We start from the raw sequence: 26,805 nt of genomic DNA on the forward strand, positions 1-26,805 counted from the left end.
GGGCACCCGCCCCATCGCCCGCCCTATTTTTTTTCGGTCGCGATAACCAGCTTAATGAACCCTGCATTTTTGGCGCTCTCCATCAACTGGACGACCTTACCATGTTTGACATCTTTATCCGCCATCAGCAAAAACGTAATTTCAGCGGCCTTGTCGCCATACGCCTGCAAGCGTTGCGTGAGACCTGCGAGATCGACCGGCTCTTTTTCAAAGAAAATCGTCCCGTCCGCCCGCAGGTAGACCCGGACCTCATGGGCTTCTTTTTTTAACACTTGAGATGAGGATTTTGGCAGATTGACGGTCAGACCAGGTGTTTCAATGAAGGTGGTGGAGATCATGAAGAAAATCAGCAACAAAAAGACGACATCGACCATGGGAGTCAGATCGACGCGGGGAGATTCAACCTGACGACGACGAAAGCCCATCAGCGGGTCTCACCGATCAGGTCGACAATCTGCATGCTGTACTCTTCCATTTCAAGAATCGCACGATCAACCCGACTGGACAGGTATTTGTGCAGCAGGATGGTCGGCACTGCCAGGGACAGGCCGGCGGCCGTCGTCAACAACGCCTCTGAAATTCCACCACCGAGGGTGGCCGGAGTCCCGACCCCTTGGGTGGCCATGACGTTGAAGGCGCGGATCATACCGAGGACAGTGCCGAGCAGACCGAGGAGCGGGGCGATAGTTGCGATGGTGCCGAGCAGACCAAGATAGCGTTCAAGGGACGCCGTTTCGCGATGCCCGACCTCTTCAACAAGGGTCTTGATATGCGCCCGACTGGTGCCGCGGTGTTTCAGGGCCACCTGCAGGATACGTCCCATGGGGGTGTCCTGCTGATGGCAGAGGTTGAGAGCCTGCTCATAGTGTTCGGCAATGATTAAACGTTCTACTTCACGAAACAACGGAGCAGTCGACCGTTTCAATGAATGGTAGGTCCAGATCCGATCGAAAAAAATCGCCAGGGCGATAATCGAACAGACCAGAATCGGATACATGAGGGCCCCGCCCATTTTGAATAGTTCAAACATTCAGGTTGTTTCCCTTTTGAAATATGATGCGCTCGCCATTCAATCTGATACTTTTTGCGAAAGCATTAAATATGGTGAATCAGAGGACAATATCACAAGGATATCAAGTCGCAAAGGGTTAAGCGCGAACAACCGGGGATGGACATCCACAACCTGATTACAAATAAACATGCCTGGCCATCGCCTCTGCTCCCAGGTCCAGTAAACCGACGCTGCACCGCTCGGCTCTACCCCGGTGCTCAAGAGCACTCCCGGGATTAAACAGCAACAGGCTGCCGCGCCTTTCGAGGAAGGGCTGATGACTGTGCCCGAAGATAAGGACATCCAGAGTCTGTCCACTAAATTCATTGAGGACCCGGGTGGGAACTTCATCCGGGGCACCCCAACCATGGATCAGTCCGATCCGGAAGCCTGCGAACCGCAGAACTCTCTTGACTGGCAAGCCCGGTCTTGCCGGGTCCATATTCCCGCGAACGGCATAAAACGGGATATCGTCAAAACAACTCTCCAGTTCGGGTAAAATTATATCCCCGGCATGCAGGATGGCATCGACTTCGGCAAAGAGGCCATTTTTTAACCCGAATGAAAATTCAAGCGCATCACCAAGGGTGGTTAAATGGGTATCTGATAGAATTCCTAACCGGCAGATATCATTCATGTCTGTATCCCTTTTGAGGGAAAATCTCCCTCACTTCAAACGCATAATGGCCATTTTCAGCCATTATGTGCATATTTTATCTTGAATATCAGCTTGCAGCCTTATTCCCCTGAAGGACTAAAGGGCACCTTGACGCCCGCTACCAGCCTGATACAGTTGGCGGAATGTCGATTTTTTAAAATTGGCACTGTGATTGCGTCTATAATCGTTCAAATAATGCACCACGGATACGTAAAGACTTGACTTAATTTTAGCGAAACTATAATTTTTTAGCCCGACTAAGGTAGGGCAGGACTTGAGAGAGATCCTGCCCTTGTCTCATCACGAGACCGGTTCAATCGACATTCCTGCTGGACAAACAGTGCCAGACACCATTTCACAGGAGGTAAAAGCAGATGGCAAAATTGAGTGATGCGCTCGAATATCATAGAATGGGCCGAAAAGGGAAGATTGAGGTTATCACCACGAAACCCTGCGCAACCAGCCGGGACCTGTCTCTTGCCTACAGCCCCGGCGTCGCCGAGCCCTGTCTTGAAATTGAAAAAAATCCGGCTGATGCCTACGAATATACCGCCAAAGGCAATCTGGTCGCGGTGGTGAGCAACGGCACCGCCGTACTCGGTCTGGGCAATATCGGCGCCCTGGCGGGCAAGCCGGTTATGGAAGGGAAAGGGGTTTTATTCAAGAGCTTCGCCGATGTCGATGTTTTCGATATTGAGCTCGACACCCAGGACAGTGACGAGATTATTCGCACCGTCAAACTGCTTGAGCCGACTTTCGGCGGGATCAACCTTGAGGATATTAAAGGACCTGAGTGTTTCTACATCGAAGAAGAGCTGAAGAAGATCATGAATATCCCGGTCTTCCACGACGACCAGCACGGGACTGCGATCATCTCCGCCGCCGGCATGATCAACGCCTGTGAAATCTCCGGCAAAGATATCACCAAGGCCAAGATGGTCGTCAATGGTGCCGGCGCCGCAGGTATCGCCTGCGCCAACCTGGCGATCACCATGGGGATCGACAAAAACAACGTCATTCTCTGTGACACCAAGGGCGTTATTTACAAGGGTCGCACCGAGGGGATGAACGCTTACAAGGAACGCCTCGCGGCTGAGACTGACGAACGCACCCTGGAAGAAGCGATGGTCGGCGCCGACATCTTCTTCGGCGTTTCGGCCAAAGGTGCTCTGACCGCCGAAATGGTCAAATCTATGGCAAAAGATCCGATCATCTTCGCCATGGCCAACCCCGACCCAGAGATTACCCCGCCTGAAGCCAAGGCGGTGCGAGATGACGTTATTATCGGTACCGGGCGCTCCGATTATAATAATCAGGTTAATAATGTGCTCTGCTTTCCCTTCCTCTTCCGCGGCGCCCTCGACGTTCATGCCAGCGCCATCAACGATGAGATGAAACTGGCGGCGGTCAAGGCCCTGGCTGATCTGGCCAAGGAAGAAGTCCCTGATTCTGTGCGTAAAGCCTACGGCGGCGCCGAGATGAAATTCGGTCGTGAATATATCATCCCCAAGCCCTTCGATCCACGCGTTCTGTTGCATGTCGCACCGGCGGTCGCTCAGGCAGCCATGGACAGCGGTGTCGCGCGCAAGCCGATTGTGGATATGGAGAAATATGTCGAACACCTCGAAGCCATGCAGGGACGCTCCAAAGAGATCATGCGTTCCCTGATCAACAAGGCCAAGTCCAACCCGAAACGAGTGGTCTTTCCCGAGGGTGATGACGAAAAAATTCTACGCGCCGCGCAAACCCTGATTGAGGAAGGGATCGCCAAACCAATTCTGATCGGCGATGAAGAAGAGATTCTGGCCAAATGCCAGGAGATGGGGATCGAAATGAACCCTGCCATCGTCATCGTAAACCCGAAGACCTATGCCAATCGGGCCGCCTACATCGATGAGATGTTCGCCATGCGCCAGCGTAAAGGGATCACCCGCGCTGAGGGCAAACGCATGATCAAGAACAACCGCAACTACTTCGGCGCCATGATGGTTCACCTGGGCGACGCCGATGCGCTGCTCTCGGGGATCGACCACCACTACCCCGAAACCATCCGCCCTGCCCTTGAGGTCATCGGCAGACAGGATGGTCTGTCCAAGGTCCACGGGGCCTACATGATGGTCTCGAAGAAACATATCTCTTTCTTTGCTGATACTACGGTGACCATTGAACCCTCTGCTGAAGAGTTGGCTGAAACGGCAATACTGACTGCCGAGGTCGCCCGCGGCTTTGATATCGAGCCGCGTGTCGCGATGCTCTCTTTCTCGAACTTCGGTTCCACCAATCATCCGCTGGTCAGCAAGGTGCAAAAGGCCACGGCCCTGGTCAAGAAACAGGAGCCGGGGCTGCAGGTTGAAGGTGAACTGCAGGCCAATGTGGCACTCGATCCAGACCTTGTCGAAAAGCAGTACCCCTTCTCAAATATCAAGGGGAACGCCAACGTCTTTATTTTCCCGGATCTGCAGTCGGGCAACATCAGCTACAAACTCCTGAACAAACTTGGCGATACGGAAGCGGTCGGCCCGATCCTGATGGGCATGAAAAAACCGATCCATGTCCTGCAACGGGGCGACGATGTGGCTGACATTATCAACATGGCGGCTGTCGCCGTGGTTGATGCCCAGAAGCTCGAAAGTAAATAAAAGCCCAGCTCAAATCATAATCAGAAGAGGGTGCTGTTCACGCAGCACCCTCTTCTGGTTATTCCTGCTTTTCTTTAACGCCGCTTTTTTGCTAGGATCAGCTTCCTGAAACAGAAGGGAGTAGCCTGGACGCCCATTAATCGCCACGCCTCGCATCTCTCGCCATACACCTCTCGCTTTTCTGGAGTTTTTATGAAATACCGTTCAACCCGCGGCAAAGTCAATGGCATCCCTTTTTCAGAAGCTGTCATGATGGGCCTCGCCGACGACGGCGGTTTGTTGCTCCCGGAATCGATTCCGCTGCTGTCCGCCACTGAACTTCAGCAGATGGCCGACCTCAGCTATCCCCAGCTTGCGCTCAGGGTGCTTTCGCATTACATCGATGATATTCCGCAAGCCGAGCTGAAAGAACTGATCGACCGCTCCTATGCCACATTTCTTCACCCCGAGGTGACCCCGGTGATGCACAAGGACGGGCTGTTTATTCTCGAACTCTTTCATGGCCCGACCCTGGCGTTCAAGGATATCGCCCTGCAACTGCTGGGCAACCTGTTTGAGTATATGCTGGCGAAGACCGGGTCGCATATGAACATTATCGGTGCGACCAGCGGTGACACCGGCAGCGCTGCGATCTACGGCGTGCGCGGCAAAAAGGGTGTCAATATCTTCATTCTGCACCCCAAGGGAAAAGTCTCTCCGATTCAGGAGATGCAGATGACTACGGTCACCGACCCCAACGTTTTCAACATCGCCGTCGAAGGCACATTTGATGATGCCCAGGCGATCGTCAAGGAGATCTTTGGCGACCTCGACTACAAACAGAAGCATGCGCTGGGCGCCGTCAATTCGATCAACTGGGCACGTGTCCTGGCCCAGGTCGTCTATTATTTTTATGCCTTCTTTCAGGTTCAGAAAACCACCGGCTGTTCAGAAGTCGAATTTTCGGTGCCGACCGGGAATTTTGGCGACATCTTCGCCGGATATGTCGCGAAACAGATGGGTCTGCCGATCAAAAAGCTGATTCTGGCCACCAACGGCAACAATATCCTCAGCCGCTTCGTTAACAGCGGGGACTATTCTGCCGCCAAGGTTAATCACAGCCTCTCCCCCTCTATGGATATTCAGGTTGCAAGCAACTTTGAACGCTACCTCTTCTATCTCTATGAGGGGAACTCAGCACGGATCTGCGCTGCCATGGAAACGTTTAAAAAAGAGGGCGTCCTGCCGGTTTCGGCGGAGGAGCTCAGCCAGGCTCAGCAGATATTTTCAGCCGCTTCGATTACCGATGCCGAGACCTTGGCGACCATTGGCGAGTTCGCATTCTCGACCGGTTATATTCTTGATCCGCATACCGCGGTCGGAGTTCAGGCTGGCAAACGCGTGGGTTCAGGGGATTGCCCCTTGATTTGCCTGGCAACCGCCCACCCCGCCAAATTTGGTGAGGCGGTGTATGCGGCTTGTGGCGAAGACCCGGAACTCCCCTCCGCTTTTCAAGGGATTGACCAGCTGGAGAAGCGTCTGGAAACCTTGCCAGCCGATATCACTGTCATCAAGGACTATGTCACCAGATACGCGCTCAGCTAGGAGTCTGTCGGACTACCCATGAGCAGGCCACAAATCCAGCTGTTTGTCCCAACTCTAATCCCATAAAAAAGCTCATCTTGACTTTCAGATGAGCTTTTTTATGGTTTAATCTTCAGCAGACATCTTTTCCCAGCCAAGAGAAAGGTATTCTCCATGTTTCAAAATATCAATCAAGAGACCCTGATGACCCTCGTTCAGGAATATGCTTTACCTCTGTTCTGGGCCCTGCTCATTCTGTTCGTTGGACGGTTGGTCGCCAGAGGGTTTACCAGCATGATTCGGCGAGCCATGGCACGGGCCAAGATTGACGAAACTCTCATCAGTTTCACCACTCATGTCACTTATATCGCCATGCTGGCCTTTGTCTTTATTGCGGCGCTCGGCAAGCTTGGAGTTGAGACGACCTCCTTTGCCGCCGTGCTCGCTGCCGCAGGTCTCGCCATAGGCCTGTCATTGCAGGGGTCGCTTTCCAACTTCGCTTCGGGGGTGATCCTGATTCTGTTTCGTCCTTTCAAGGCCGGCGACTTTGTCGAGGCGGGTGGCGTTGCTGGCGCTATCGAAGAGATTCAGATTTTCAGCACCAAGATTCGTTCTCCGGATAATAAACAGATCATTGTCCCGAATGGACAGATCACCAGTAGCACCATCGTCAATTATTCGGCCAAGGAAACCCGCCGCATCGATCTGGTGATCGGCGTCAGCTATAAAGATGATCTCAAGAAAGTCCGTACGGTCTTGCAGGAGATTCTAGCCAACGAGCAACGGGTCCTGGTCGATCCAGCACCTGTCATCGGCCTGCTTGAGCTCGGCGACAGCAGCGTCAACTTCGCCGTTCGCCCCTGGGTTTCGACCGGGGATTACTGGCCGGTACGTTTTGACCTGCTCGAAACGATCAAACTGCGCTTTGATGCAGAGGGGATCTCCATCCCGTTTCCGCAACGCGACCTGCATATTGTTTCGGGAAAAGTCGCTTAACCTTCCGCTTCGGGTCTCCCTTTTAGCATGGGCACAAAAAAGCCCGATCACTCAGGTGATCGGGCTCGGTCAATTCTCTCACTGAGGGAGAGGGGGGATAGTTGCAGCCGGCTTCCCCCTCATCCGGCCTGCGGCCACCTTCTCCCCTGGGGAGAAGGGAGGAAATTGTGTGACAGGAGCCTTTCGCCCCCTAAAGGAAGCTATACGCTTTGGAGCATGGCTGATTTATTCCGCGGTATGGATAATCACATCAATGCGTCGATTGATTGCGCGGCCAGCGGGAGTGTCGTTTTTGACCAATGGGCGCTCCGAGCCGTAACCGATCGCCATGACCTTCTCGGGTTTAATCGCTTCATTGGCGACAAAATACTTCCGTACCGCATTGGCGCGCTCCTGTGACAGTTTTTCATTAGCCGCCGCCGAACCGCTGCTATCGGTATGCCCTTCTATCACCACATCCGGCTCTCCAAAGGTGTGGATTGCCGAACGAACAGTGCTCAATAAGTCATAATTATCAGGGGTAATAAACGCCCGACCTACGGGGAAGCGGATAGCCTTAAGCCGGATGACCAAATCGTGCCCCTGCCGGTAAACTTCGGCCTGATCTTTCGAGAACAGCTTCTGAACTTCAACAAACAACATCTGAAACCGATGTTCGGCCTCCAGGGTGGCCTGAGTTTCACGCTCCTTGGCCTCCAGCAGTTCACGGGCTTTTTGAGCCTCTTTGGACTCCCCTTCGAGGAGCGCGATTTTGTCTTTGAGCCCAAGAATCTCCTGCTGCCGGTCTGCGATATCGGCCTCAAGCGACGTGCGGTCGTCTTTGAGCTTTTTCTGCAGGAACAGATTATCCTTTTGCAGGGCAGCTATTGTGGCGTGAATATTCTCAAGCTGGACCTTCCACTCCATATCACGCATATCGGTCGCATGGAGCTGCGTGGTCGTATCATGCAAAACAGTTTCGAACCAGAGCACGGACTCTTCGTCGCTTAAGGTTTTGAGGCGAGCAATCTGCGCCAGAATCTGGTCAAGCCTCCGGGCCTGGAACAAGGCAGCATTGGCCTTGAGCTGAATCTGGGTCGTTTCATAACGATGAGCGGTAATAAACTGATCGGCCTCAGCCAGCTTTTTTTGAGCCAGCGCGTACATTGACGGCGCCAAAGAGCTCGCTCGCTCAGCTTCCGATTTTTTTAATTGAGTGATTACAGCGTTAAGTGCGTGCAGTTTTATGGCGCGTAACTCAAGATCTGAGTAGCCGTCAACAAGGTCGGATTCCGCCTTTTTAGCAGCAGCAATCTCCCCGTTTTCGATCCCGCGGGTAACCTCGAGGAAGGCTTCTTCAAGTTTCTGGAATTCTTTAGCGAACTCTGTCGCATTGACTTTAATCGCGGCATTACGTGCGTCGACGGCCTGGCCGATGACCGCTTTTGTTACGCGCGAGTAGTCTTCGGCCTTTCCCAGATAGGTCTTGGCATAGGCTATATTTCCCAGAACTTTTTGCGACCCTTCGCCGAGGGATATCCCCTTCCGGGCACGCTCGAGAGCAAGACCGGCCTGCGCAAACCAGTGGGGAGACAACATATCCAGCTGGTTTTGACGAGCAGCTAAAATGGCCTCGTTCAGGGCGGTAAACTGGGGAACAAGTTCATCCGTCGGCGCAACCTTCTCCGGGGTGACCTGAGGTGTGCTGCATCCGGAGAGGACAAAGAACAACATCAGCAGTCCAATCCATAGCGCCGTTTTTACCTGTCGATACATATTCGCTCCTTCAATATTTGCGGCCTTATCAAACAGCAAAATACTTCGCCTGGGGATGATGCACGACCAGAGCTGACGTGGTCATCTCTGGGACCATCTCATAATTTTCGGTCAAACTGACCCCGATCCTTTCGGGCTTCAGCAAATCAAACGTAGGCTGCTGCAGTTCAAGATCAGGACAGGCCGGATATCCGAAGCCGTAACGACTGCCGCGATACTTCTGCACCACAAAGCCGCCGACGTCCTGGGGTTCAGCCGTCGCTATCCCCATTTCGAGACGCATCTGCATATGCCAGTATTCAGCCAGGGCATCCGTCAATTCGACACCAAAGCCGTGCCACAGCAGGTACTCTTTATAGCTGTCTGAATCATAGAGAGCCCTGGTCTTCACCGCCATCTCGGGCCCAAGGGTAACGACGAAAAGGCCAGCGATATCCCCACCCTCTTTTTGAGTTCGGAAAAAGTCGCTGATACAGAGGTTGGGTGCAAAGCCCTGACGGGGGAACCCGAAACGATAATCTTTTCCCTCATCTTCCAGGATCAGTTCATTCTCTTCACTGCGGCACCGATAGTATCCCCAGGAAACCTGTGGATTTAAAAACCCTTCGGCGAGCGCCTCAGCCTTGATCCGGGCATAGGCGGGAAGCACCTCGTCTGCGATCAATTTAGCATAATCCTCAGCCGAGAGTTTTCCGCGCCGGTAACCCCAGCGACCGCGAAACAAGGCCTGCTCATTCACCAACGAGAACAGGGGTTCAAGCTCCTCTATTCGTTTTGTGCTTGAACCGAGAAACGGAGTGGAAGGGACATCAATATTCCGTTCGACCTCTATCCTGGGTCCGGGACGAGCCCCGGCAGCGGTCTCTCTTATTTCAAATTTTGTTGACGCCAGGGTTCCTGCTTCGAACTCACGAACGGCTTTAAGTCCGGCGAAAGCATCGGCACAATACACCACTGGCGCCTTATAACGCGGGACACAGTCCGTGGCGACGAATCGGGGGGTTAAGGCTGCACCACCGAGGAGAATCGGCTGGGTCAGACCGGCATCCTGATATTGGCCGAGATCTTCTTTCATCAACAACGCTGACTTCACCAACAGGCCTGAGAGTCCTATGACATCCGGCTTGAGTTCGCGGGCCTTGGCGATGATCTCTTCGGCCGGCACCTTGATTCCCAGATTGTAAACTTTGTAGCCGTTGTTGGTGAGGATGATGTCGACCAGATTTTTGCCGATATCGTGCACATCACCGGCAACCGTGGCGATCAGGATGCTGGTCTGCTCTTCCCCCTCAATCTTCTCCATGAAGGGTTCGAGCAGTGCGACCGAGCGCTTCATCGCTTCGGCCGATTGCAGCACAAAGGGGAGCAGCAATTCACCACGGCCGAAGAGCTCACCCACCTCACGCATCGCCGGGACCAGCAGGGTATTGATGATATCGAGCGGTCGCCAGCGGCCGCGAAGTTCTGTCAGCAGGTCCTCGAGCCCGTCCTTGTCCCCTTTGAGAATTTTCCGCCGCAGCACCTCTTCGAGCCGCACGCTTGTTTTATCCTCGTTTTCATCCTCTTCGACGGCTTGTTCAAAATGATCAATAAAAGCCATCACCGGATCGGCTCCGCGGTTATACAGCAGATCGAAGCAGACCTCGCGGTCCTCCTGACTGATAGAGGCGAGGGGAACGATTTTGGCCGCATCGACGATGGCCGTATCAAGCCCGGCCTCGACCGCTTCATGCAGAAAGACTGAATTGAGAATCTTACGGGCTGCCGGTCGCAGGCCGAAGGAGATGTTACTGACGCCAAGGGTAAAGCTGACTCCGGGGAGTTCCTGTTTAACCTGACGGATCGCGTTCAGGGTCTCGATTGCCGCCGTTCGCATGCTGACATCGCCAGAACCAACGGTAAAGGTCAGCAGATCGAAGATCAGGTCCTGTGGGCGTAAGCCGTAGACGTTCACGGCGAGATCATGAATCTGTCTGGCGGCAGCAACCTTCTTTTCACAGGTCAGAGCCATCCCCTCTTCGGTGATGGTTAACGCCACGACCGCAGCGCCGTATTTCTTCGCAACTCTGCAGATGCGGTCGAGATTCTTGCCGCCGTCTTCGAGATTGATGGAATTGATAATCGCGCGACCGGGATAGAGCGGTAACGCCTCCTCGATGGTATCGGGGCTGGTCGAGTCGATCACCAGTGGCGCCTTGCAGGAACCGGCGCAGAGACTGATCATCTTGAGCATGTCGCTCTTCTCATCACGTCCGGCATAAGCAACGCAAATATCCAGCAACTGAGCCCCGCGCGCCTCCTGATCAAGGGCCACCTTGAGACAGGCGTCCCAGTCTTCGGCCAACAGCGCTTCACGAAAAGCCTTGGAGCCATTGGGATTACAGCGTTCGCCGATCAAGAGGGGTGGAATCTCCTGAGAGAGCTCGACGGCCTGATAGAGACTGGCAACTGATTTCTTCATCGGCTCACCTCCCGCTTGCCCGGCACCGCACCGACAAGTTTCTCACAGAGTGCCTTGATATGCGCCGGGCTGGTACCGCAACAGCCCCCGACGATACTCACCCCGAGCTTTGTCACAAAATTATACATCTGACCAGCGAAGTCGACGGGAGACAAGGGATAGGCCGTTTCGCCGTTGACGACTTCAGGAAGACCCTGATTGGGGATCACGGAAATCCGTTTCGGCCAATGGTGTGAAAGTGAGCGCACGTGACTCGCCATATCCTGCGGTCCGGTCGCACAGTTAAGCCCGAGGGAGAACAGATCAAAGGGCTCGAGGGTCGCGATGACGGCAGCGATGTCTGATCCGACCAGCATCGTCCCCTGCTGCTCGATAGTCACCGAGACGAGCACCGGCAGTTCGAGTTTTGCGGAGGCAAGCACCTCGAAGACGCTGATCATGGCGGTCTTGGTCTGCAGCAGATCCTGGCAGGTTTCGATCATCAGACAGTCAACCCCGGCCTCAAGCAAGGCTTCCACCTGCTCACGCGTAGAACGCGCAAGATCCGCGACGGAGATATGGCCCAGACTCGGTAATTTTGTCCCTGGTCCGACGGAGCCGGCAACATACTTACCGGTCTTTCCGGCAATCGCGGTACGGGCAAGTTCAACCGCCCGGCGATTGATCTCCTTGACGCGATCCTGCAGCCCGTATTCTGCAAGGACCACGCTGGAGGCGCCGAAGGTGTCGGTTTCAAGCACCATCGCCCCGGCATCGAGCATACTCTGATGCAACCGAATAATAAATTCCGGTCCATGGAGATTGAGAACCTCGTTACAGCCATCACAACCGGCCCAGGCTTCATCGGGTATCGTCATCTGTTGCAGATTGGTTCCGCAGGCACCATCAAAAATCAGTACCGGGTGATCGCTGAATCCCATATTATTTAACCCTGTTGATAAAATTGATATCTATGGAACAGGATGGTCAGAACTTAAACCAGCATTAAACCAAAACCTGTCGCACGCAAATAGAAGAGCCGGTAATTATACGCAGATAATCGGCATGAAAAAAAGGCTTTGCATGATAAATTAAGGGCCTCTTTTTCATTTCAGTTCACGAATGATTTTAATATACTCTCATCTACTGTTCTTTCTCCCCAGGTGGAGATCTTTTTTTTGGCACACAGAGTTCATCCGACAGCGGGATTAGTGCTATAAATCAATACACATGGGGGCGATGTCTACATGAAAATTCGTAGCCTTGATCAGAGAACAAAATGACCTGTCTGCCTCCTGCTGCAAGGAACCGATAATGACGGAACGTCTGGGCGATTTACTTGTTGCTGAAAACATGCTCTCCCATGAACAGCTTGAAGAAGCCATTGAGGCTCAATCACTTTATGGCGGCCGCCTGGGAACGAGCCTGATCGAGCTTGGCTTTCTCAGCGAAATTGAGATTGCCAGAACCCTGAGCCGCAAACTGCAGCTGCCCTACATAGAACCTGACCTGTTAATGAAAATCCCTGCTGAAGTCATCGCCCTGGTGCCTCAAAGACTCGCCAGTAAACATCAGGTGATTCCCTGCCGTCTGGAAAAAAAACGGCTTTTCCTTGCGATGTCCGACCCAACCAACCTGACAATTATTGATGCCCTTGCCTTCCGTCTGGGGTTTATCATCGTACCGGTTGTGGTCCCTGAGATCCGGCTGATGCTGGCCCTGCAAAAATATTATCGCCACGATCTCTCTTTGCGTTTTCAAGCCCTCAGCCACAAGCTGGCGGCACCGAAACCGGGGGTTGGTGTCCCCAAAAAACAAAGTCTACCCAACTCGAAGCGCGTCTTGCACCACTCTCCCACAGAGGAAGACATTCTGGAACTTTCAGACGCTGATATTCTTGGAGATGAGACCAATATCCCTGATGCCTGGCCACTGCTCGGTGAGAATGAATCCCTCGACAGGCTTTCCGATCTTGAATATCAGGAATTGGTCAGCCTGCCCGAAAACTTGTCCGTTGTTCCGTCCGGGAAAGTGGCTGACGGCGCAGATCAGACACAATCGGCCGCGGAATTTGAGAAATTACGCGCTGTTGGACAGCACCCTTTCATGCTGTGCTGCAAGCGCTTAAATACAGCAGAAGACCGCGAAGATATTGCCAACGCCCTCATGGACTATATCGAGCCCCTCCAGGGTGGTGCTGGCCTGTTGATGGTCAAGGATGGAATGGCAATCGGCTGGAAAGGCGCCTTTGAGGGCAAGGAACTTGTCAATTTCGACCAGTTGCAGATCCCTCTCAATCAACCTTCAATCCTCAAAACCGTGGCCGATACACAATCACCCTACACCGGCCCGCTGCCGAAAGAGCTCAACAACGTGCTACTCTCAAGCCGCTTCAGCCCGAATTTGCCCACCTCAGTCCTCCTGCTGCCTTTATATTTGCGCGGACGACTTGTAACCCTGCTCTACCTGCAAGGTGCCGATGAAGCCATGCAGGCGAAGCTTCCGGAGTACCAGAAGCTCATCACCAAGGCCGCTATGGCGTTTGAGATGCTGATCCTCAAAAACAAAATCCGTATGGGGTGAAATCCAATGACGGTTTATGAATCCGGTCATATCCAACCCTCCAGGGTCGAAAAATTCAATTTTGCACTGACGGCAACCCCTGACCAGATTTTCCAGCTTATTCTTGAAGAAGACCCTGAAGTTCTCAAGGTTTTGCTGCGGAACCCCAACCTGAAAGAGGAGCATCTTCTCACGCTGCTCAAGCGTCGGGACCTGGCTGAAGACCTGATCAACCATATTTATCAGCGTCGCAAAACCAACATCTCTCACCCCCTCATTCTGGCGCTGGTGAAAAACCCAGGCACCCCGGGAGCGCTGGTAAGGAGTCTCCTGCCAAACCTGCGCCTGTTCGAACTCGTCGATCTCTGTTACATCCCCGGCGTAACCCCGGACCAACGTTTTGCCGCAGAACGCACCATTCTTCAGCGCCTACCAACCACGCCTGTCGGAAATAAAATCACCCTCGCGAGACGCGCGACGTCCACCATCGTTGGAGAACTTCTCAAGGAAGGGGACGCTCGCACCGTCGAAGCCTGCCTAAATAGCCCCCGCCTGAAAGAAGCCGCAGTATTCCAGCTGTTAACTGGTCCGCAAGCAACCGCAACGACCATATCAATGGTGGCTCGCCACAGCCGCTGGCAACAACGGCCGAACCTGCGGATGGCGATACTCAAAAATCGCCAGACACCGACTGTCTGGTTCACGCTCTGGTTACCGACACTTACGACACCCTTATTAAATCAGCTGCTTTCCAGTCAGCGATTATCGGTTCAACAGAAGGCGCAGCTTCGCGCTGAATTAAACAAGCGCGGAGGGAGACGTTAATTTTGCGCAAGCATCAAATTTAATACTGACCAAACTCCGCGGGTTTTATGGCGCAAAACATAACGACCGAATTTGCATCGCAATCCCGCCTCTCGAACCCTGAAATCACCAGGCCAATCCCTGTATTTATCGAGTTTAATCTTTGGCAGAATTGATTTTTAAACGTGAAAATGAAATGATGCGCTCCCTTGCTTGAACTAGCCGAAATTCAGGAGATACCTGGTGAAATTATATGTCAGAACACAGCTTGAACAGATTATTGAAAAGCTTAAAGAACAGCAGGTTATCCCTCAAGAGCTAACCCCACACTTCACTGTTGAGCGGACCAAAGACAAGAGTCATGGCGATTTTGCCAGTAACCTGGCGCTGACCCTTGCAAAACCGGCCGCGGCAAATCCGCGTCTCCTCGCCGAGAAAATTGTCGCCTTATTACCTGATGACGGCGCCATCAGGAAGGTGGAAATTGCCGGGCCCGGCTTCATTAATTTCTTTCTCGATGAAAGTTGGCTTTCGCGCCAGGTCTCCCTGGCCCTTGCCGATCCGCGCCTGGGTGTGACTACAACCGAGGCCCCAAAAGTTGTCGTGATCGACTACTCTTCGCCAAACCTCGCCAAAGAGATGCACGTGGGTCATCTGCGTTCAACGATCATCGGTGATGCGGTGGCCCGCACCCTCGAATTTCTTGGTCATAAGGTTATTCGCCAGAACCATGTTGGGGATTGGGGAACGCAGTTCGGCATGCTGCTCGCGTTGATGGAGCTGTTTCGCCAGCAAGGTCGTGAAATCAGCATGGAGCTCTCTGACCTGGAAGGTTTCTATCGCCAGGCTAAACAAGAGTTTGATGCCTCGGTTGAATTTGCCGAGCGGTCTCGTCAGCTGGTCGTTGAACTTCAATCGGGCGACAAAAACTGTCTCATGCTCTGGCAGGAATTCTTAAATATTTCACTCAGCCACTGCCAGAAGATCTACGACCGACTTGGTGTCGGCCTGACTCCTGCGGCCATTCATGGTGAAAGTGCCTACAACGCCGATCTTCCGCTTGTCATCAGGGACCTGGATAAAGCAGGATTATTAACCGAAAATCAGGGCGCAAAGTGCGTTTTTCTGGAAGAATATAAGGGACAGGACGGCAACCCCATGCCGATGATTGTCCAGAAGAAGGATGGCGGATACCTTTACGCAACGACCGACCTAGCTGCCTTGCGCTATCGTCAGAATCAGCTGCATGCGGACCGCATTCTCTATTTTGTCGATGTTCGTCAATCTCACCATTTTCAGCACCTTTTCTCCGTCGCGCGCAAGGCGGGCTTTCTCGCCGAAACGACGCAGGTTGAGCATATGGGCTTTGGCACGGTCATGGGCGATGATGGCAAGCCTTTCAAGACCCGCAGTGGCAGCGTCGCCAAGCTGGCAGACCTGATCGACGAAGCGGAAAAGCGGGCCCGCATTCTGGTGTCTGAAAAGAACTCCGAAATGTCGCCCGACGAACTCGACGAAATCGGCCGGGTGGTCGGCATTGCTTCGATCAAATACGCCGATCTGTCTAAAAACCGCACCAGCGATTATCTGTTCAGCTTTGACAATATGATCAGTTTCGAAGGAGATACGGGGCCTTATATGCTCTACGCCTACACCCGCGTCGCCAGCATTTTCCGTAAGGCCAAACTTGTTGAAGGCACAGTATCCGGGGAGATTCTTCTCGGCGAGGAGATCGAGCGTGAACTCGCCAACCAGCAGATTCAGTTCGCAGAAATATTAAACCGGGTCGCCGAGCGCGGCACCCCTCACCTGCTTTGCGCTTACCTGTATGAATTGGCTTCGACTTTTTCAAGCTTTTACAAACAGTGTCCTGTTCTCACCGCTGAACCAGAGGCCTCGCGAAACAGTCGCCTGCAACTGTGCCTGCTGACTGCGAAAATTCTCAAGCAGGGGCTTTCTCTCCTCGGAATCGGCACTCTGGAGCGCATGTAACCCCGATCGGGTTACAGATCCGCCCCTGAATGGAAACATATGAGCTCCAAATTTAATTGCCACTGCTGCGGCAATTGTTGTCTAATGTTGGTCGATGCCTACAATGGCTGCGTCAGTAATGCAGACATGAAACGCTGGCAAAAACAGGGTCGGGATGACCTGCTCGCCTGGATCGAAACCCTCGACCTTGGCCCGGGCAACCAGTTGCACACCGCCTGGATCCACCCCGAAACCGGCGACGACGTTGAGCGCTGCCCCTGGCTGCTCTACAGAATTAACGCCAGCGGCTACCTCTGCGGTATCGAAGCGACCAAGCCGGATCATTGCCGCGCCTACCCCGAACATCAGCGCCACGCGTCAACCACCGGTTGTCAGGGGTATTGTGCGGAGTATGTCACATCCGCCCCACAGGAAAGGCTCCATGATGAGTCATAAATCCAAAGTCAAAGATATTTATGTCGCAGATATTTCATTCGAAGTGGTCGAAGAAGATCTGCAGAAGCTCTTCTCCGTCTGCGGCACGGTCAAAGCGATTAACATGTTGAAAGATGACCGCACCGGGCATTTTAATGGTCGGGCGTTTATCCGGATGGCGAGCGATGCCGAAGCCAAAGAGGCGATCAATATGCTGGACGGAACGCGACTGATCAATCGCTGCATCAGCGTAAGCGCCGCACGCGATAAGCCGATTATTGAACCGATTGAGGAGACCGCAGTCAAAAAATCACGCCGCCCCAGGCCGGGGAAAGGGCGCCGTAAATAAACCCGCAACGACCTGTAAAAAAGATGAAAAAGGCAGCGAGATATTAAACTCTTGCTGCCTTTTTTTTAAAAAAATTACTTCCTCCCTGAGGAGTTCAGGATGGAGCGAGGAACGATCCGTTAAGGGACCGTGGAGAGAGTTGCTTCTGGCGGAGTGGGTACAGCAGGACGCAATCGATCGAGCTATTTCAGGTCAAAGTTTTTAGCTGAGTTCGTATTTTTCCAACTTGTAGCGCAATGTACCCCGGGGCACATTGAGAATACGGGCGGTTTTGGCGACATTTCCGCCGGTAATCGAAAACGCCCTGGTGATCAACTCTTTTTCAACCTGACAAACCACATCATCCAGCACTATCCCTTCCGGCGGGATTTCAAAACGGAAAGGGACCTCGCTTTGGGGAGCCTCTCCCCAGATTTCCCGTGGAAGATGGGCGGGTTTGATCTCATCAACATTGTGCATGATACAGATCCGCTCAACGACATTGCGCAGTTCGCGCACATTCCCCGGCCAGTGATAACGCAGCATCAGATCCAGGGCATCAGGTGAGAAAGAGCGTATCGCCTTGTTAAACTCACGACTGAAGCGCTGCAAGAAGTTCTCGAGCAGGCAGGGGATGTCTTCACGCCGTTCGCGCAGAGGTGGAATGTGAATGGGAAACACATTTAAACGATAATAAAGATCCTCGCGAAATTGCTTCGCTTCGATGGCATCTTTGAGTTCGGCGTTGGTCGCTGCGATGATTCGCACGTTGATGTCTATATTCTGATTTCCACCCAATCGTCTGATCTTGCGATCTTCGAGAACGCGCAGGAGCTTCACCTGCAGCCCCATATCCATTTCGCCGATTTCATCCAGAAAGATCGACCCATTATTTGATTCTTCAAAAAGCCCAAGTTTGCGGGTTTTCGCGTCGGTAAATGCACCCCTTTCATGTCCAAAAAGCTCACTTTCCAGAAGATTAAAAGGCAGGGAACCACAGTTAATCTCGATAAAGGGTTTATCGACCCGAGGCGAGAGCCTATGAATGGCCTGGGCAACAAGTTCTTTACCTGTCCCGCTCTCGCCGGTGATGAGAACTGTCGCTGTTTCATGCTTGGCGACCTCCCGGATTTGATGAAAGATCTGCAACAGCGCCGGACTATTTCCGACCATGTTGATATCTTTCTCTTCACGGGCCAGGCGCTTGACCATACGCCGCAACGATTGTGTTTCAAGTGCCAGCTTCACAATCAAATGAATCGCATCGGCCTTAAACGGTTTTTTTATGTAGTCATAAGCGCCAATTTTTAACGCGGCGACGGCGCTTTCTACGGTGCCATAACCGGTAATAATGATAACAAGCACTCCGGGGTCGGCTTCCTTGATCGCTCGCAAAACGTCAAGACCACTTTTATTGCCCAGATTAAGGTCGAGCAGGACCAGACCGACCTCCTCTTCACTGACAATACGCACGGCCTCATCGGGAGAATCGGTTGACTGAGGCCGATAGCCGTCATCCGCCAGTATCCGTTCAAGGTTCTCCCGGATAAACGCCTCATCATCAACAATCAGAATTTTTTCCATACCCCGGACTCCTGTAAATAATCACAGCAGAATCGCTTCATTATGAAACATCGTATTAAAAATATAGTGTTGATGAGTTCAGGAAGGCAAGATAATTGGTTAATTTTGGCCACTTTAAGCGGGCTGAGCTTAGCGGCCATTCGGATCTACATATAAAGCCCGAAACAAAGTGGCCGTTTTTAGCCGGCAATACCCTTAGGGTTTAATGGCAGGGTCAGGCAGATGCGCGTGCCCTGACCGAGGGTACTTTCAGCGCTCATTGTCCCTGCATGTTCCGAGATAATATTATGACTGATCGAAAGGCCAAGTCCTGTCCCCTCGCGTCCTTTACTGGTATAGAATGGCTCAAAAATCAGGCCGAGTTTTTCAGGTTCTATTCCGTAGCCGTTGTCAATAATTACAATTTGAACTCCCTGGCGCACGCATCTGGCGGCAATCTTTAATTGGCCACCGTCTGGCATGGCATCAATGGCATTACTGAACAGGTTAAGAAACACCTGCTTTAAACGGTCTACATCAATCGACAGGAAGGGCAGCCCGCTATCGTAATGAGTGGCAATTTCAATTCCCTGTCTTTCACATTGTTTCCGGACGAGAAAAATTGAATCATCGATGACCTGCGTTAAGTCAGCTGAAACCAGGCGGGGGGTTGAGGGTGCCGAGAAGTGCAGCAGTTCACCAACCAGGCCCTCAAGTCTTTCAATTTCCCCCAGGGCTTTGCGGATCAGGAGTTGGTCCTGTTCCTGCCCTAAAAGGCGGTCATGCAGATCATCCAGCAACAAGCTCACACCCGTTAAAGGGTTACGGATTTCGTGCGCAATTCCTGCCGACATGCGGCCCAGCGACGCCAATCGATCCATACGTGACATCTGCTCTCGCATATTGACCCGCTCTGTAAGGTCTTCAACGGTCAACAGCCATCCAGCCTGACGCCTGAAACTGAGAGGGAACAGAGACAAGCGATAGGTCAGGTGCCGGTCATTCCGCTCAAGAGATATATATTCTCCCCAGGCCTGCTGTTCCATAGATGAAAAAGCCTTCTCTAGCCCTGCGTGAAACTCGGGCCAGTCCTTGAGAATTTCTGGCCAGGGAGCCGCCGCCTGAGGTTGTATTATCCCCAAAATTCTGGTAGCAGGCCCGTTAAGGGTCATCACCTGCCTATTCTGATCAAAGGTCAGAATTCCGGTTTCGATATTTTCGACCACCGTGTGCTTGAAGTTTCTTTCACGAATAATCTCCTGCCGCGAGCGGCGTAACGCCTGCAGGGTCTTTAAGAGTCGCAACTGTCGCAAACTTAAATCGTTTGCCATCCGGTTAAATGAATCGGCCAGCACACCAACCTCATCCTGTGATTCGACTTCAACCCGAATCTCAAGATTTCCGCGCGCCATCTGACGTGTTCCCTCGGTCAACAACAGCAGAGGGCCAACGATACTGCTGGAAAAACGATAGGCGATCGCAATAACGAACAGGACCGTCATGGAGATGACAAACCAGGATTCATTCAGATAGTTAGTGATCTCTTTTTTTATCAGACCGGCGGTGGCCAGGGCGGGTTTATGAAAGTTTTTTACCTCGGCGCCGATGGTAATGCCGCCAAAGATTTTATAGCGCTTATAATCCCCTTGATTGTAAAAAATAGGAGCGTAGGCCATGATTTTACGCGACCCCCCGATATTGGTAATATCGACCACTCCCCGCTTTCCCTGACGCACAGCCTCGCTGACTTCAGGGTAATTCTGATGAATAAAACCCGCCTTGAACAGATTAAAAGGGATACGTCCGGCTTTCAGAGTTTCAGCGTTTGTCTCTGCGCTATAGGCCGGCACCAGGGTTCCCTTATGATCATAGCCCCGAATGTCCCAATATTTGGGATGGGTAATCATCCAGCCTTCATCATCAAACATGAAGGCATAATTACCACTGGCGTAGGAGGGGAAAACCGTATAGCGCTCTTCTGTCGGCGAAATGTGCTGGGTAAACTCCATCAAGTGACGATGATCGAGGGAGAGGACGACGATCCCCTGCAGAGTGTTGTCTTTGTAAATTGGGGTTGCAAAGCGAATAACCCCCTGATACGGCGTCCCCTGCACCGCCTCCAGCGGGGTTTCAGCGCCTTGAAGTTGCTCATCGCGGCTCACGTACCAGCCGGCTAAATGAGAGACGTATATTTCACCGGCGCGCAGTTTTTGCGTCTTATTAAAATAGTCTTCACTTTTATAGGTGGTGTTGGCCGGATCAGAGACATTGCGCAATTGCAACGAAGGGCGACCAGCGACTACGCGTATCTTCTCCTGCCCTTTCGCATCGATATATGCGAGTTCATGATAAATGAGAATCTTTTCCTTGACCTCAATCGGCGTGTCGTTTGTGCCGCGACGGTACCAGACGTTACGTTCATGCCCCCATGCGAATTCAAGGTAAGAGTCCTGACTGGGTTCGAGCAGGGCGAGATCCCGAAGATCCCCTTCAACCTGGGCCAGAAAACCACTGACTTCGCGAGCGACCATCTCAGCACGCAGCTCGAGGGACTGGGCAGCCTGGGCATCCAGGGCCTCAGTCGTTCGTTGACGCAATAAATTTTCAACCAGGCGCAGACTCTGTTGGGAATTAACCAGCAACAGAATCAGGGGGATCAGTGACAACAACAGAAAAGCCCCGAGGACTTTTTTATGCAGATTGATCTTGAACATCCGTCTCCTTCAAACGAAAAAACCGCCCCCGACAGTTAACAGGTGCGGCCTTTATTTGAGGTGCTAAAGATACCCGCCTTATTTACTGCGTGCCACGACATAGTCTGCGAGGTCAAAAAGTGCGTCGCGCACCTCACTCTGCGGGAAAATTTCAAGATGTGATTTTGCAAGCTGTATTCTTTCAACAGCCCGCATGCGGGTATATTCAATGCCATTATGCGCTTCGATCAATTCACAAACGCGCTCGAGGTCGCGATCTGACAGGTCGTCGAGTTCAATGACCCGCTTGATTTCAGCCCGTTCGGCCTCATCAACAAGCGCATAGGTCCTGATCAGCGGCAGCGTCATCTTCCCTTCTTCAAGGTCATGTCCACGCGTCTTGCCAAACTCTTTTTGATCGGCAACGTAGTCGAGAGCATCGTCCATCAACTGAAAAGCTATCCCAATTTCAAAGCCGAACTCACGCAAGGCATCTTCCCGTTCGGGAGACGCCTCCGCAAGCACAGCGCCTACCTGACAGGCGGCGGCAATAAGGATAGCCGTTTTATCGCGGATAACCTCGAGATATCGCTTTTCATTGACCTCAAGGTCAGCCGTATTCAATAACTGCTGCACCTCGCCTTCGGCCATCTGAGTCGTAGTGTCGGAGAGCAGTTGCAGGATTTTCAAACTCTTGCAGCCAACCATAACCGAAAAAGACTTGGCAAAGAGGAAATCCCCAACCAGAACTGAGGCCTCGTTCCCCCAAACAGCATTGGCCGAGCGGTTGCCGCGCCGCAGCTCGGCGCCATCGACGACATCATCATGCAATAATGTCGCGCTGTGAATGAACTCGATTACACCTGCGAGCTCAATATGATAGTCCCCTGTGTAATCACACAACTTTGCTGCCAGCAGCAACAACATCGGACGGATTCTCTTGCCACCACTGGAAAGCAGGTACTCTCCCACCTGACCAATCAATGGTACATCAGACGCCAGATTCTTACGGAATCGTGCCTCAACGGCCAGCATGTCTCCCTGTATCAGGGCCGAAACTCGCTCCATTTAGGTTATATATCCATCTCTTTTAGGTGTGGGAAAAGTTTCTGCCGCATTCTAAAAACCGTATGCCCCGATGTCAAAGACTTTTTCATGACAGTTGAGAGGCATTTTCATCAATATCACATGGTAGATAGATTAGAATACGTGCTCCCCCAAGGGGAGATTCAAGGGCTTCGATACTACCGCCATGTTCTTCGATCAACTTACGACAGATCGCCAGACCCAGGCCGGTCCCCTTCCCTTTCTCTTTGGTTGAGAAAAAGGGATCAAAAATGGTCCCACGTTGTTCCTCTGGGATGCCCGGGCCATCATCATCGACACTGATCTCTGCCCCGGCTTTTGTCCTTTTCAACTCGACATGAATCTTTCCCGATTCATCAAGCGCCTGAACCGCGTTTAATAGCAGATTAACCAGGACCTGTCGCAACCGATCTGGGTCGCCGATCAGTCCGGGCACCAGAGGGTCAAGCTGCATACTGAAGAGAATTCTGCGAAACAGTTTTTGTGGCTGGAGTGACGCCCAGGTCCCTTCAATCAATTCTGTTAAATTGATCGGTTCCCATTGCCGGGCTCCGGTACGAGAGAGGCTGAGAAGACCGCCGGTAATTCTTTTACAGCGCAGACATTCATCCACAATTGCCCTGACATCGTCACGACGTTTGTCCGCAGGGTCCAGATCTTCAAGCAGGAGTTGTGCATAGCCAAGAATAATCCCGACGGGATTGTCAATTTCATGAGAGACGCCTGCCGCAACCTGCCCTACCGCAGCCAAACGTTCCGCCCTGGCCAGGCGATCATAGATTCTATGAAGTTCTTCGTTGGCATGGGTCAACTGCTCATTGCGATGGGTCAACTCTTCACGGCTTGCCCCAAGACTGCTGGCCATATCATTGAAAGCTCCGGCTAAAGCGGTGAGCTCATCGGAACCACGCAAAGGCAGGCGTATTTCAAGTTCTCCACGAGCGATAGCCCGGGCACCCTCTGTCAGTTGCTGGATGGGACGGGTCAAACGCCTGGCAACCAAAGCCGCGAGCAACAATGAGACAAGGGCCGCACCGAGCGCAATTCTCAAAAACGCCTGATGGATTTCTTGTAATCGCTGATCAACGGTCCTGAAAGAGTAATAAAAACGTACATTAAGTAATCGGGATCCGGCCGGGCTGAAAGCTGGCACTACCACATCGAGCACTCGGCGCCCCTGCTGATCGGCGAGTATCCTGTAGCTCAGGTCACTACTATCGCTCTCAAAGATCGAATCTGTCGGCAGGTCCTGCTTTGAAAATCCAGGGAAAATAGCAGAGCTGAAGAGTTCACGACCGGTGACTGAATGGAGTGAAAAACGTATTAAATCATGACTGAACCCGAGTCGCTGAACCATTTCCCCTTGCTGCAATGGCGATAGCTGGGTGAAATCTCCCCGAAAATGCTTGAGAATCTCGGGGGTTGAAAACCTGGCCGCAGCCAGATGTTGAGCCTGTAGATGTTGTTGCCAGAGGACAGCCTGTCGCTTCTCCAAAAGACCAAAGGTTACCAGCAACAAGGTCAGCAGCACTGCCCCCGTGTATAAGAATAATTTTTTCGCAAGGCTCATATGTGGTGAGGGTACCTTATTTGTTCCTCTGTTTCACACATCTTTTATTATTCCCGGATTTGCCGCATGCATAGATAAGAGTATTTTTTATTTGACAGTTTCGTTGATGCCTCCTAGAATCATCACCCTTCAAGTAATCATTACCTGTCTCTTAAATTGACATTGCCCCACTTTAACTTAGACTCTCTCAAATATAAATTATCCCTGATTCGGGGAGACAATAACAGGAGGCCATATGGAGAAACCGGAATACAACACAGACATTGTCAGGAGTTTTATACACTGGAGCGTTCTCTGGGGGCTGGTTGCAGTCCTGGTTGGTGTCACGGTTTCGTTTCAAATGACCAATCCTGAACTGAACTTCCCTCCCTATTTCACCTTCGGTCGTCTACGCCCGATTCATACCAATGCCGGTATTTACGGCTGGGGGGTCGGCACCATCTTCGCCATGTTCATTTATATCACCCAACGACTGTGCAAGGTCAGGATCTGGAGCGACAAACTGGCCAGGTTCCAGCTGTGGTTTTTTAATATCACCATCCTCGCCTCGGCGGTCACTCTACTCCTTGGCTACACGACGTCCAAGGAATATCACGAGATGGAGTGGCCGATCGACCTGATGGTCATCGTCCTCTGGGTGGTCTTTGCCATTAACATTATTATGACGATTATCAAGCGTCAGGAAGAGCAGATGTATATCTCGCTCTGGTACATAATGGCGTCAATCATCGGCGTGGCGATCCTTTATACGGTTGATGCCGCCGAAGTCCCGGTTTCACTGTTTAAATCCTACTCGGCCTATGCCGGGACCAATGATGCCAATGTACACTGGTGGTTCGGGCACAATGCGGTGGCAATGGCCTTGACCGCCCCGCCGCTGGCGATGTTCTACTATTTCCTGCCAAAAACAACCGGGGTGCCGATCTACAGCCATAAGCTTTCGATCGTCGCCTTCTGGTCACTGATCTTCATGTACCTCTGGACCGGAGCCCACCATCTACTCTGGACCCCGGTGCCCGACTGGATCCAGACGTTGGCGATGGCCTTTTCGGTGATGTTGATCGCCCCCTCCTGGGGCTCGGTCATCAACGGCTACATGTCGATGAAAGGACAGTGGCACCAGATGCGCGAGAACTACATTGTCAAATTTCTGATCCTCGGCATTACCTTTTACGGACTGCAAACCCTGCAGGGACCAATGCAGGCGATCCGTTCCTTCTCGGCGTTTATCCATTACACCGACTGGGTGCCTGCCCATATCCACATGGGCACCATGGGTTGGGTCTCGATGATCAGTTTCGCCTCCATTTACTATATGGTTCCGCGTATCTACGGCAAAGAGATCTATAGTATCCCTCTGGCAAACCTGCACTTCTGGTTGGTTTTGATCGGACAGTTGGTCTGGACAATCTCACTCTGGGTCGCCGGGGTGATGCAGGCCGGGATGTGGAACGCCATGAATCCAGATGGCAGCCTGACCTACACCTTTATGGATACCATGGTGCAAATGTACCCCTTTTGGTGGGCACGAACCTTTGGCGGGCTCATCTTCCTCAGTGGGCTCCTGGTCTTTATCTACAACCTGTTTAAATCTTTCCAGAGCGGTGAGAAGACCGTCTCCGTTGCCACCACCGCAGCAGGGAGGGCCTAAGTCATGTGGGAGAAGAGACCTATCCTGTTTTTGATTCTGGCGACTGTCGTCATCATGATCGGCACCACCGTAACAATGATCGTCCCATTCCTGTCGGTTAATACCGAAGCTGACCGAATTGCCAGTGTCAAACCCTACACCCCGCTGCAGCAGGAAGGGCGCGACATCTACATTCGCGAAGGCTGCAACAATTGTCATACTCAAACCGTTCGCCCGCTGGTCAGTGAGGTGCTGCGTTATGGTGAATATTCCAAATCGGGCGAGTTCGTGTACGACCGCCCCTTCCTGTGGGGCTCAAAACGCACGGGTCCGGATTTAGCACGTCTGGGTGGAAAATATCCCGACTCCTGGCATTACAAGCACCTGGAATCACCGCGCGCAATGATCACCGGCTCAAACATGCCGGATTATGGCTGGCTGAAGGCGAACCCTCTCGATCCTCAGATGATCGAACGCAAGATGAAGGTTCTTCACTTCCCTTACTCGGCCGCACAGCTTTCCGACTTGGCTGATAAAAATGAGATGGATGCCCTTGTCGCCTATCTGCAGAAACTGGGGAGCGATATCCCCTGGCGCAAGGCCGCTCAAGCGACCATTGTCGGTGAATTGAAAAATCCCTATGCCGGCGCCTCACACGAGCAGATAGAACCCTGGGAAAAAATGTTCGAGAACACCTGTGCTCCCTGTCATGGCGAGCATCGCGAAGGCGGAATCGGGCCATCTCTGATTCACACAAAAAAAACCGAAGCGGAATTATTCAATATTATTTATAACGGTATCGAAACTGGCGGGATGCCCTCTTTCGGCAGCATGGGTTCAGACAAAGTCTGGCAGATGGTCAACTTCGTCAAACACTACGAGGATGATTGATTATGGACCTGGCCTCAATTCTGTACCTTGGCGTGACCTCTCTGTTCATCGTTATCTTTGTGGTGATCGTTGTGCGGACCTACAGCCGCAAAAATCGGGACAAGAACGAAACCGCCAAGTATCACATGCTGGATGACGATTGATCGGGGCAACCCACAGCGCTTTTCTTT

21 protein-coding genes are annotated in these 26,805 nt (G+C 52.4%); 11 read left to right on the forward strand and 10 right to left on the reverse strand.

Features of this window, described 5'->3' with window-relative positions:
* Positions 1-23: 23 nt before the first annotated feature.
* The 3 genes from D888_RS0109605 to D888_RS0109615 all read right to left on the reverse strand — a co-directional run bounded on the left by D888_RS0109605 (position 24) and on the right by D888_RS0109615 (position 1,688).
* Positions 24-425, reverse strand: a complete 402-nt coding sequence (locus tag D888_RS0109605) for an ExbD/TolR family protein (RefSeq protein ID WP_020676335.1) — start codon at positions 423-425, stop codon at positions 24-26.
* A complete protein-coding gene (locus D888_RS0109610; RefSeq protein ID WP_020676336.1) occupies positions 425-1,030 on the reverse strand; it encodes a MotA/TolQ/ExbB proton channel family protein in 606 nt (201 codons plus the stop codon). Before D888_RS0109610 ends, D888_RS0109605 begins: the two co-directional genes overlap by 1 nt.
* A gap of 157 nt (positions 1,031-1,187) precedes the next feature.
* Positions 1,188-1,688, reverse strand: coding sequence for a metallophosphoesterase family protein (locus D888_RS0109615; RefSeq protein ID WP_020676337.1), 501 nt, complete (start codon positions 1,686-1,688; stop codon positions 1,188-1,190).
* A 395-nt stretch (positions 1,689-2,083) separates the two neighbouring features.
* Between D888_RS0109615 and D888_RS0109620 the strand changes: the two genes are divergently transcribed.
* From D888_RS0109620 to D888_RS0109635, 3 genes are all read left to right on the forward strand, one after another.
* A complete protein-coding gene (locus tag D888_RS0109620) occupies positions 2,084-4,348 on the forward strand; it encodes an NADP-dependent malic enzyme (RefSeq protein ID WP_020676338.1) in 2,265 nt (754 codons plus the stop codon).
* A 192-nt stretch (positions 4,349-4,540) separates the two neighbouring features.
* On the forward strand, positions 4,541-5,932 hold the full coding sequence (gene thrC, locus D888_RS0109630; protein ID WP_020676340.1) for a threonine synthase: 1,392 nt from the start codon (positions 4,541-4,543) through the stop codon (positions 5,930-5,932).
* Between the two features lie 153 nt (positions 5,933-6,085).
* Positions 6,086-6,907 carry a mechanosensitive ion channel family protein gene (locus D888_RS0109635; RefSeq protein ID WP_020676341.1) on the forward strand — a complete coding sequence of 274 codons (822 nt, stop codon included), beginning with the start codon at positions 6,086-6,088 and terminating at the stop codon, positions 6,905-6,907.
* Positions 6,908-7,132: 225 nt separating this feature from the next.
* Here D888_RS0109635 and D888_RS0109640 read toward each other — a convergent pair whose 3' ends face one another.
* From D888_RS0109640 to D888_RS0109650, 3 genes are read right to left on the reverse strand one after another with little or no spacing between them, the layout of a single operon-like run.
* Positions 7,133-8,662, reverse strand: coding sequence for an OmpA family protein (locus D888_RS0109640; protein WP_020676342.1), 1,530 nt, complete (start codon positions 8,660-8,662; stop codon positions 7,133-7,135).
* Positions 8,663-8,690: 28 nt separating this feature from the next.
* Positions 8,691-11,123, reverse strand: coding sequence for a methionine synthase (locus D888_RS0109645; protein WP_020676343.1), 2,433 nt, complete (start codon positions 11,121-11,123; stop codon positions 8,691-8,693).
* Positions 11,120-12,043 (reverse strand): homocysteine S-methyltransferase family protein, encoded by a 924-nt coding sequence (locus tag D888_RS0109650; protein WP_020676344.1) that lies wholly within the window; start codon positions 12,041-12,043, stop codon positions 11,120-11,122. The genes D888_RS0109645 and D888_RS0109650 overlap by 4 nt, the downstream gene beginning before the upstream one ends.
* A gap of 373 nt (positions 12,044-12,416) precedes the next feature.
* On the opposite strand from D888_RS0109650, the gene D888_RS0109655 reads away from it, so the two are divergent.
* The 5 genes from D888_RS0109655 (at position 12,417) to D888_RS23985 (ending at position 17,223) form a co-directional block, all read left to right on the forward strand.
* Positions 12,417-13,685 carry a GspE/PulE/PilB domain-containing protein gene (locus D888_RS0109655; protein WP_020676345.1) on the forward strand — a complete coding sequence of 423 codons (1,269 nt, stop codon included), beginning with the start codon at positions 12,417-12,419 and terminating at the stop codon, positions 13,683-13,685.
* A 6-nt stretch (positions 13,686-13,691) separates the two neighbouring features.
* Positions 13,692-14,489, forward strand: a complete 798-nt coding sequence (locus tag D888_RS0109660) for a hypothetical protein (protein WP_020676346.1) — start codon at positions 13,692-13,694, stop codon at positions 14,487-14,489.
* A gap of 222 nt (positions 14,490-14,711) precedes the next feature.
* Entirely contained in the window at positions 14,712-16,460 is a 1,749-nt protein-coding gene (gene argS, locus D888_RS0109665; RefSeq protein ID WP_020676347.1) for an arginine--tRNA ligase, read from the forward strand.
* A 39-nt stretch (positions 16,461-16,499) separates the two neighbouring features.
* A complete protein-coding gene (locus D888_RS23980; RefSeq protein ID WP_020676348.1) occupies positions 16,500-16,895 on the forward strand; it encodes a YkgJ family cysteine cluster protein in 396 nt (131 codons plus the stop codon).
* Positions 16,882-17,223 (forward strand): RNA recognition motif domain-containing protein, encoded by a 342-nt coding sequence (locus D888_RS23985; RefSeq protein ID WP_020676349.1) that lies wholly within the window; start codon positions 16,882-16,884, stop codon positions 17,221-17,223. The genes D888_RS23980 and D888_RS23985 overlap by 14 nt, the downstream gene beginning before the upstream one ends.
* Before the next feature lie 201 nt (positions 17,224-17,424).
* On the opposite strand, the gene D888_RS0109680 is transcribed toward D888_RS23985, so the two are convergent.
* From D888_RS0109680 to D888_RS0109695, 4 genes are all read right to left on the reverse strand, one after another.
* The gene (locus tag D888_RS0109680; protein WP_020676350.1) at positions 17,425-18,786 is read right to left on the reverse strand and encodes a sigma-54-dependent transcriptional regulator; all 1,362 of its coding nucleotides are present in this window, start codon (positions 18,784-18,786) and stop codon (positions 17,425-17,427) included.
* Positions 18,787-18,965: 179 nt separating this feature from the next.
* On the reverse strand, positions 18,966-21,479 hold the full coding sequence (locus D888_RS0109685) for an ATP-binding protein (protein WP_020676351.1): 2,514 nt from the start codon (positions 21,477-21,479) through the stop codon (positions 18,966-18,968).
* Positions 21,480-21,557: 78 nt separating this feature from the next.
* A complete protein-coding gene (locus D888_RS0109690; RefSeq protein WP_020676352.1) occupies positions 21,558-22,526 on the reverse strand; it encodes a polyprenyl synthetase family protein in 969 nt (322 codons plus the stop codon).
* Positions 22,527-22,611: 85 nt separating this feature from the next.
* On the reverse strand, positions 22,612-24,114 hold the full coding sequence (locus D888_RS0109695) for a sensor histidine kinase (protein ID WP_020676353.1): 1,503 nt from the start codon (positions 24,112-24,114) through the stop codon (positions 22,612-22,614).
* Positions 24,115-24,349: 235 nt separating this feature from the next.
* Between D888_RS0109695 and D888_RS0109700 the strand changes: the two genes are divergently transcribed.
* From D888_RS0109700 to D888_RS23635, 3 genes are read left to right on the forward strand one after another with little or no spacing between them, the layout of a single operon-like run.
* Complete coding sequence (locus D888_RS0109700) at positions 24,350-25,765, forward strand: cbb3-type cytochrome c oxidase subunit I (RefSeq protein ID WP_020676354.1); 1,416 nt, start codon at positions 24,350-24,352, stop codon at positions 25,763-25,765.
* Positions 25,766-25,768: 3 nt separating this feature from the next.
* Entirely contained in the window at positions 25,769-26,635 is an 867-nt protein-coding gene (locus D888_RS0109705) for a cbb3-type cytochrome c oxidase subunit II (protein WP_020676355.1), read from the forward strand.
* Between the two features lie 2 nt (positions 26,636-26,637).
* Positions 26,638-26,778, forward strand: coding sequence for a CcoQ/FixQ family Cbb3-type cytochrome c oxidase assembly chaperone (locus D888_RS23635; RefSeq protein ID WP_020676356.1), 141 nt, complete (start codon positions 26,638-26,640; stop codon positions 26,776-26,778).
* Positions 26,779-26,805: the final 27 nt, after the last annotated feature.

This window comes from Geopsychrobacter electrodiphilus DSM 16401 (assembly GCF_000384395.1).
GTDB lineage: Bacteria > Desulfobacterota > Desulfuromonadia > Desulfuromonadales > Geopsychrobacteraceae > Geopsychrobacter > Geopsychrobacter electrodiphilus.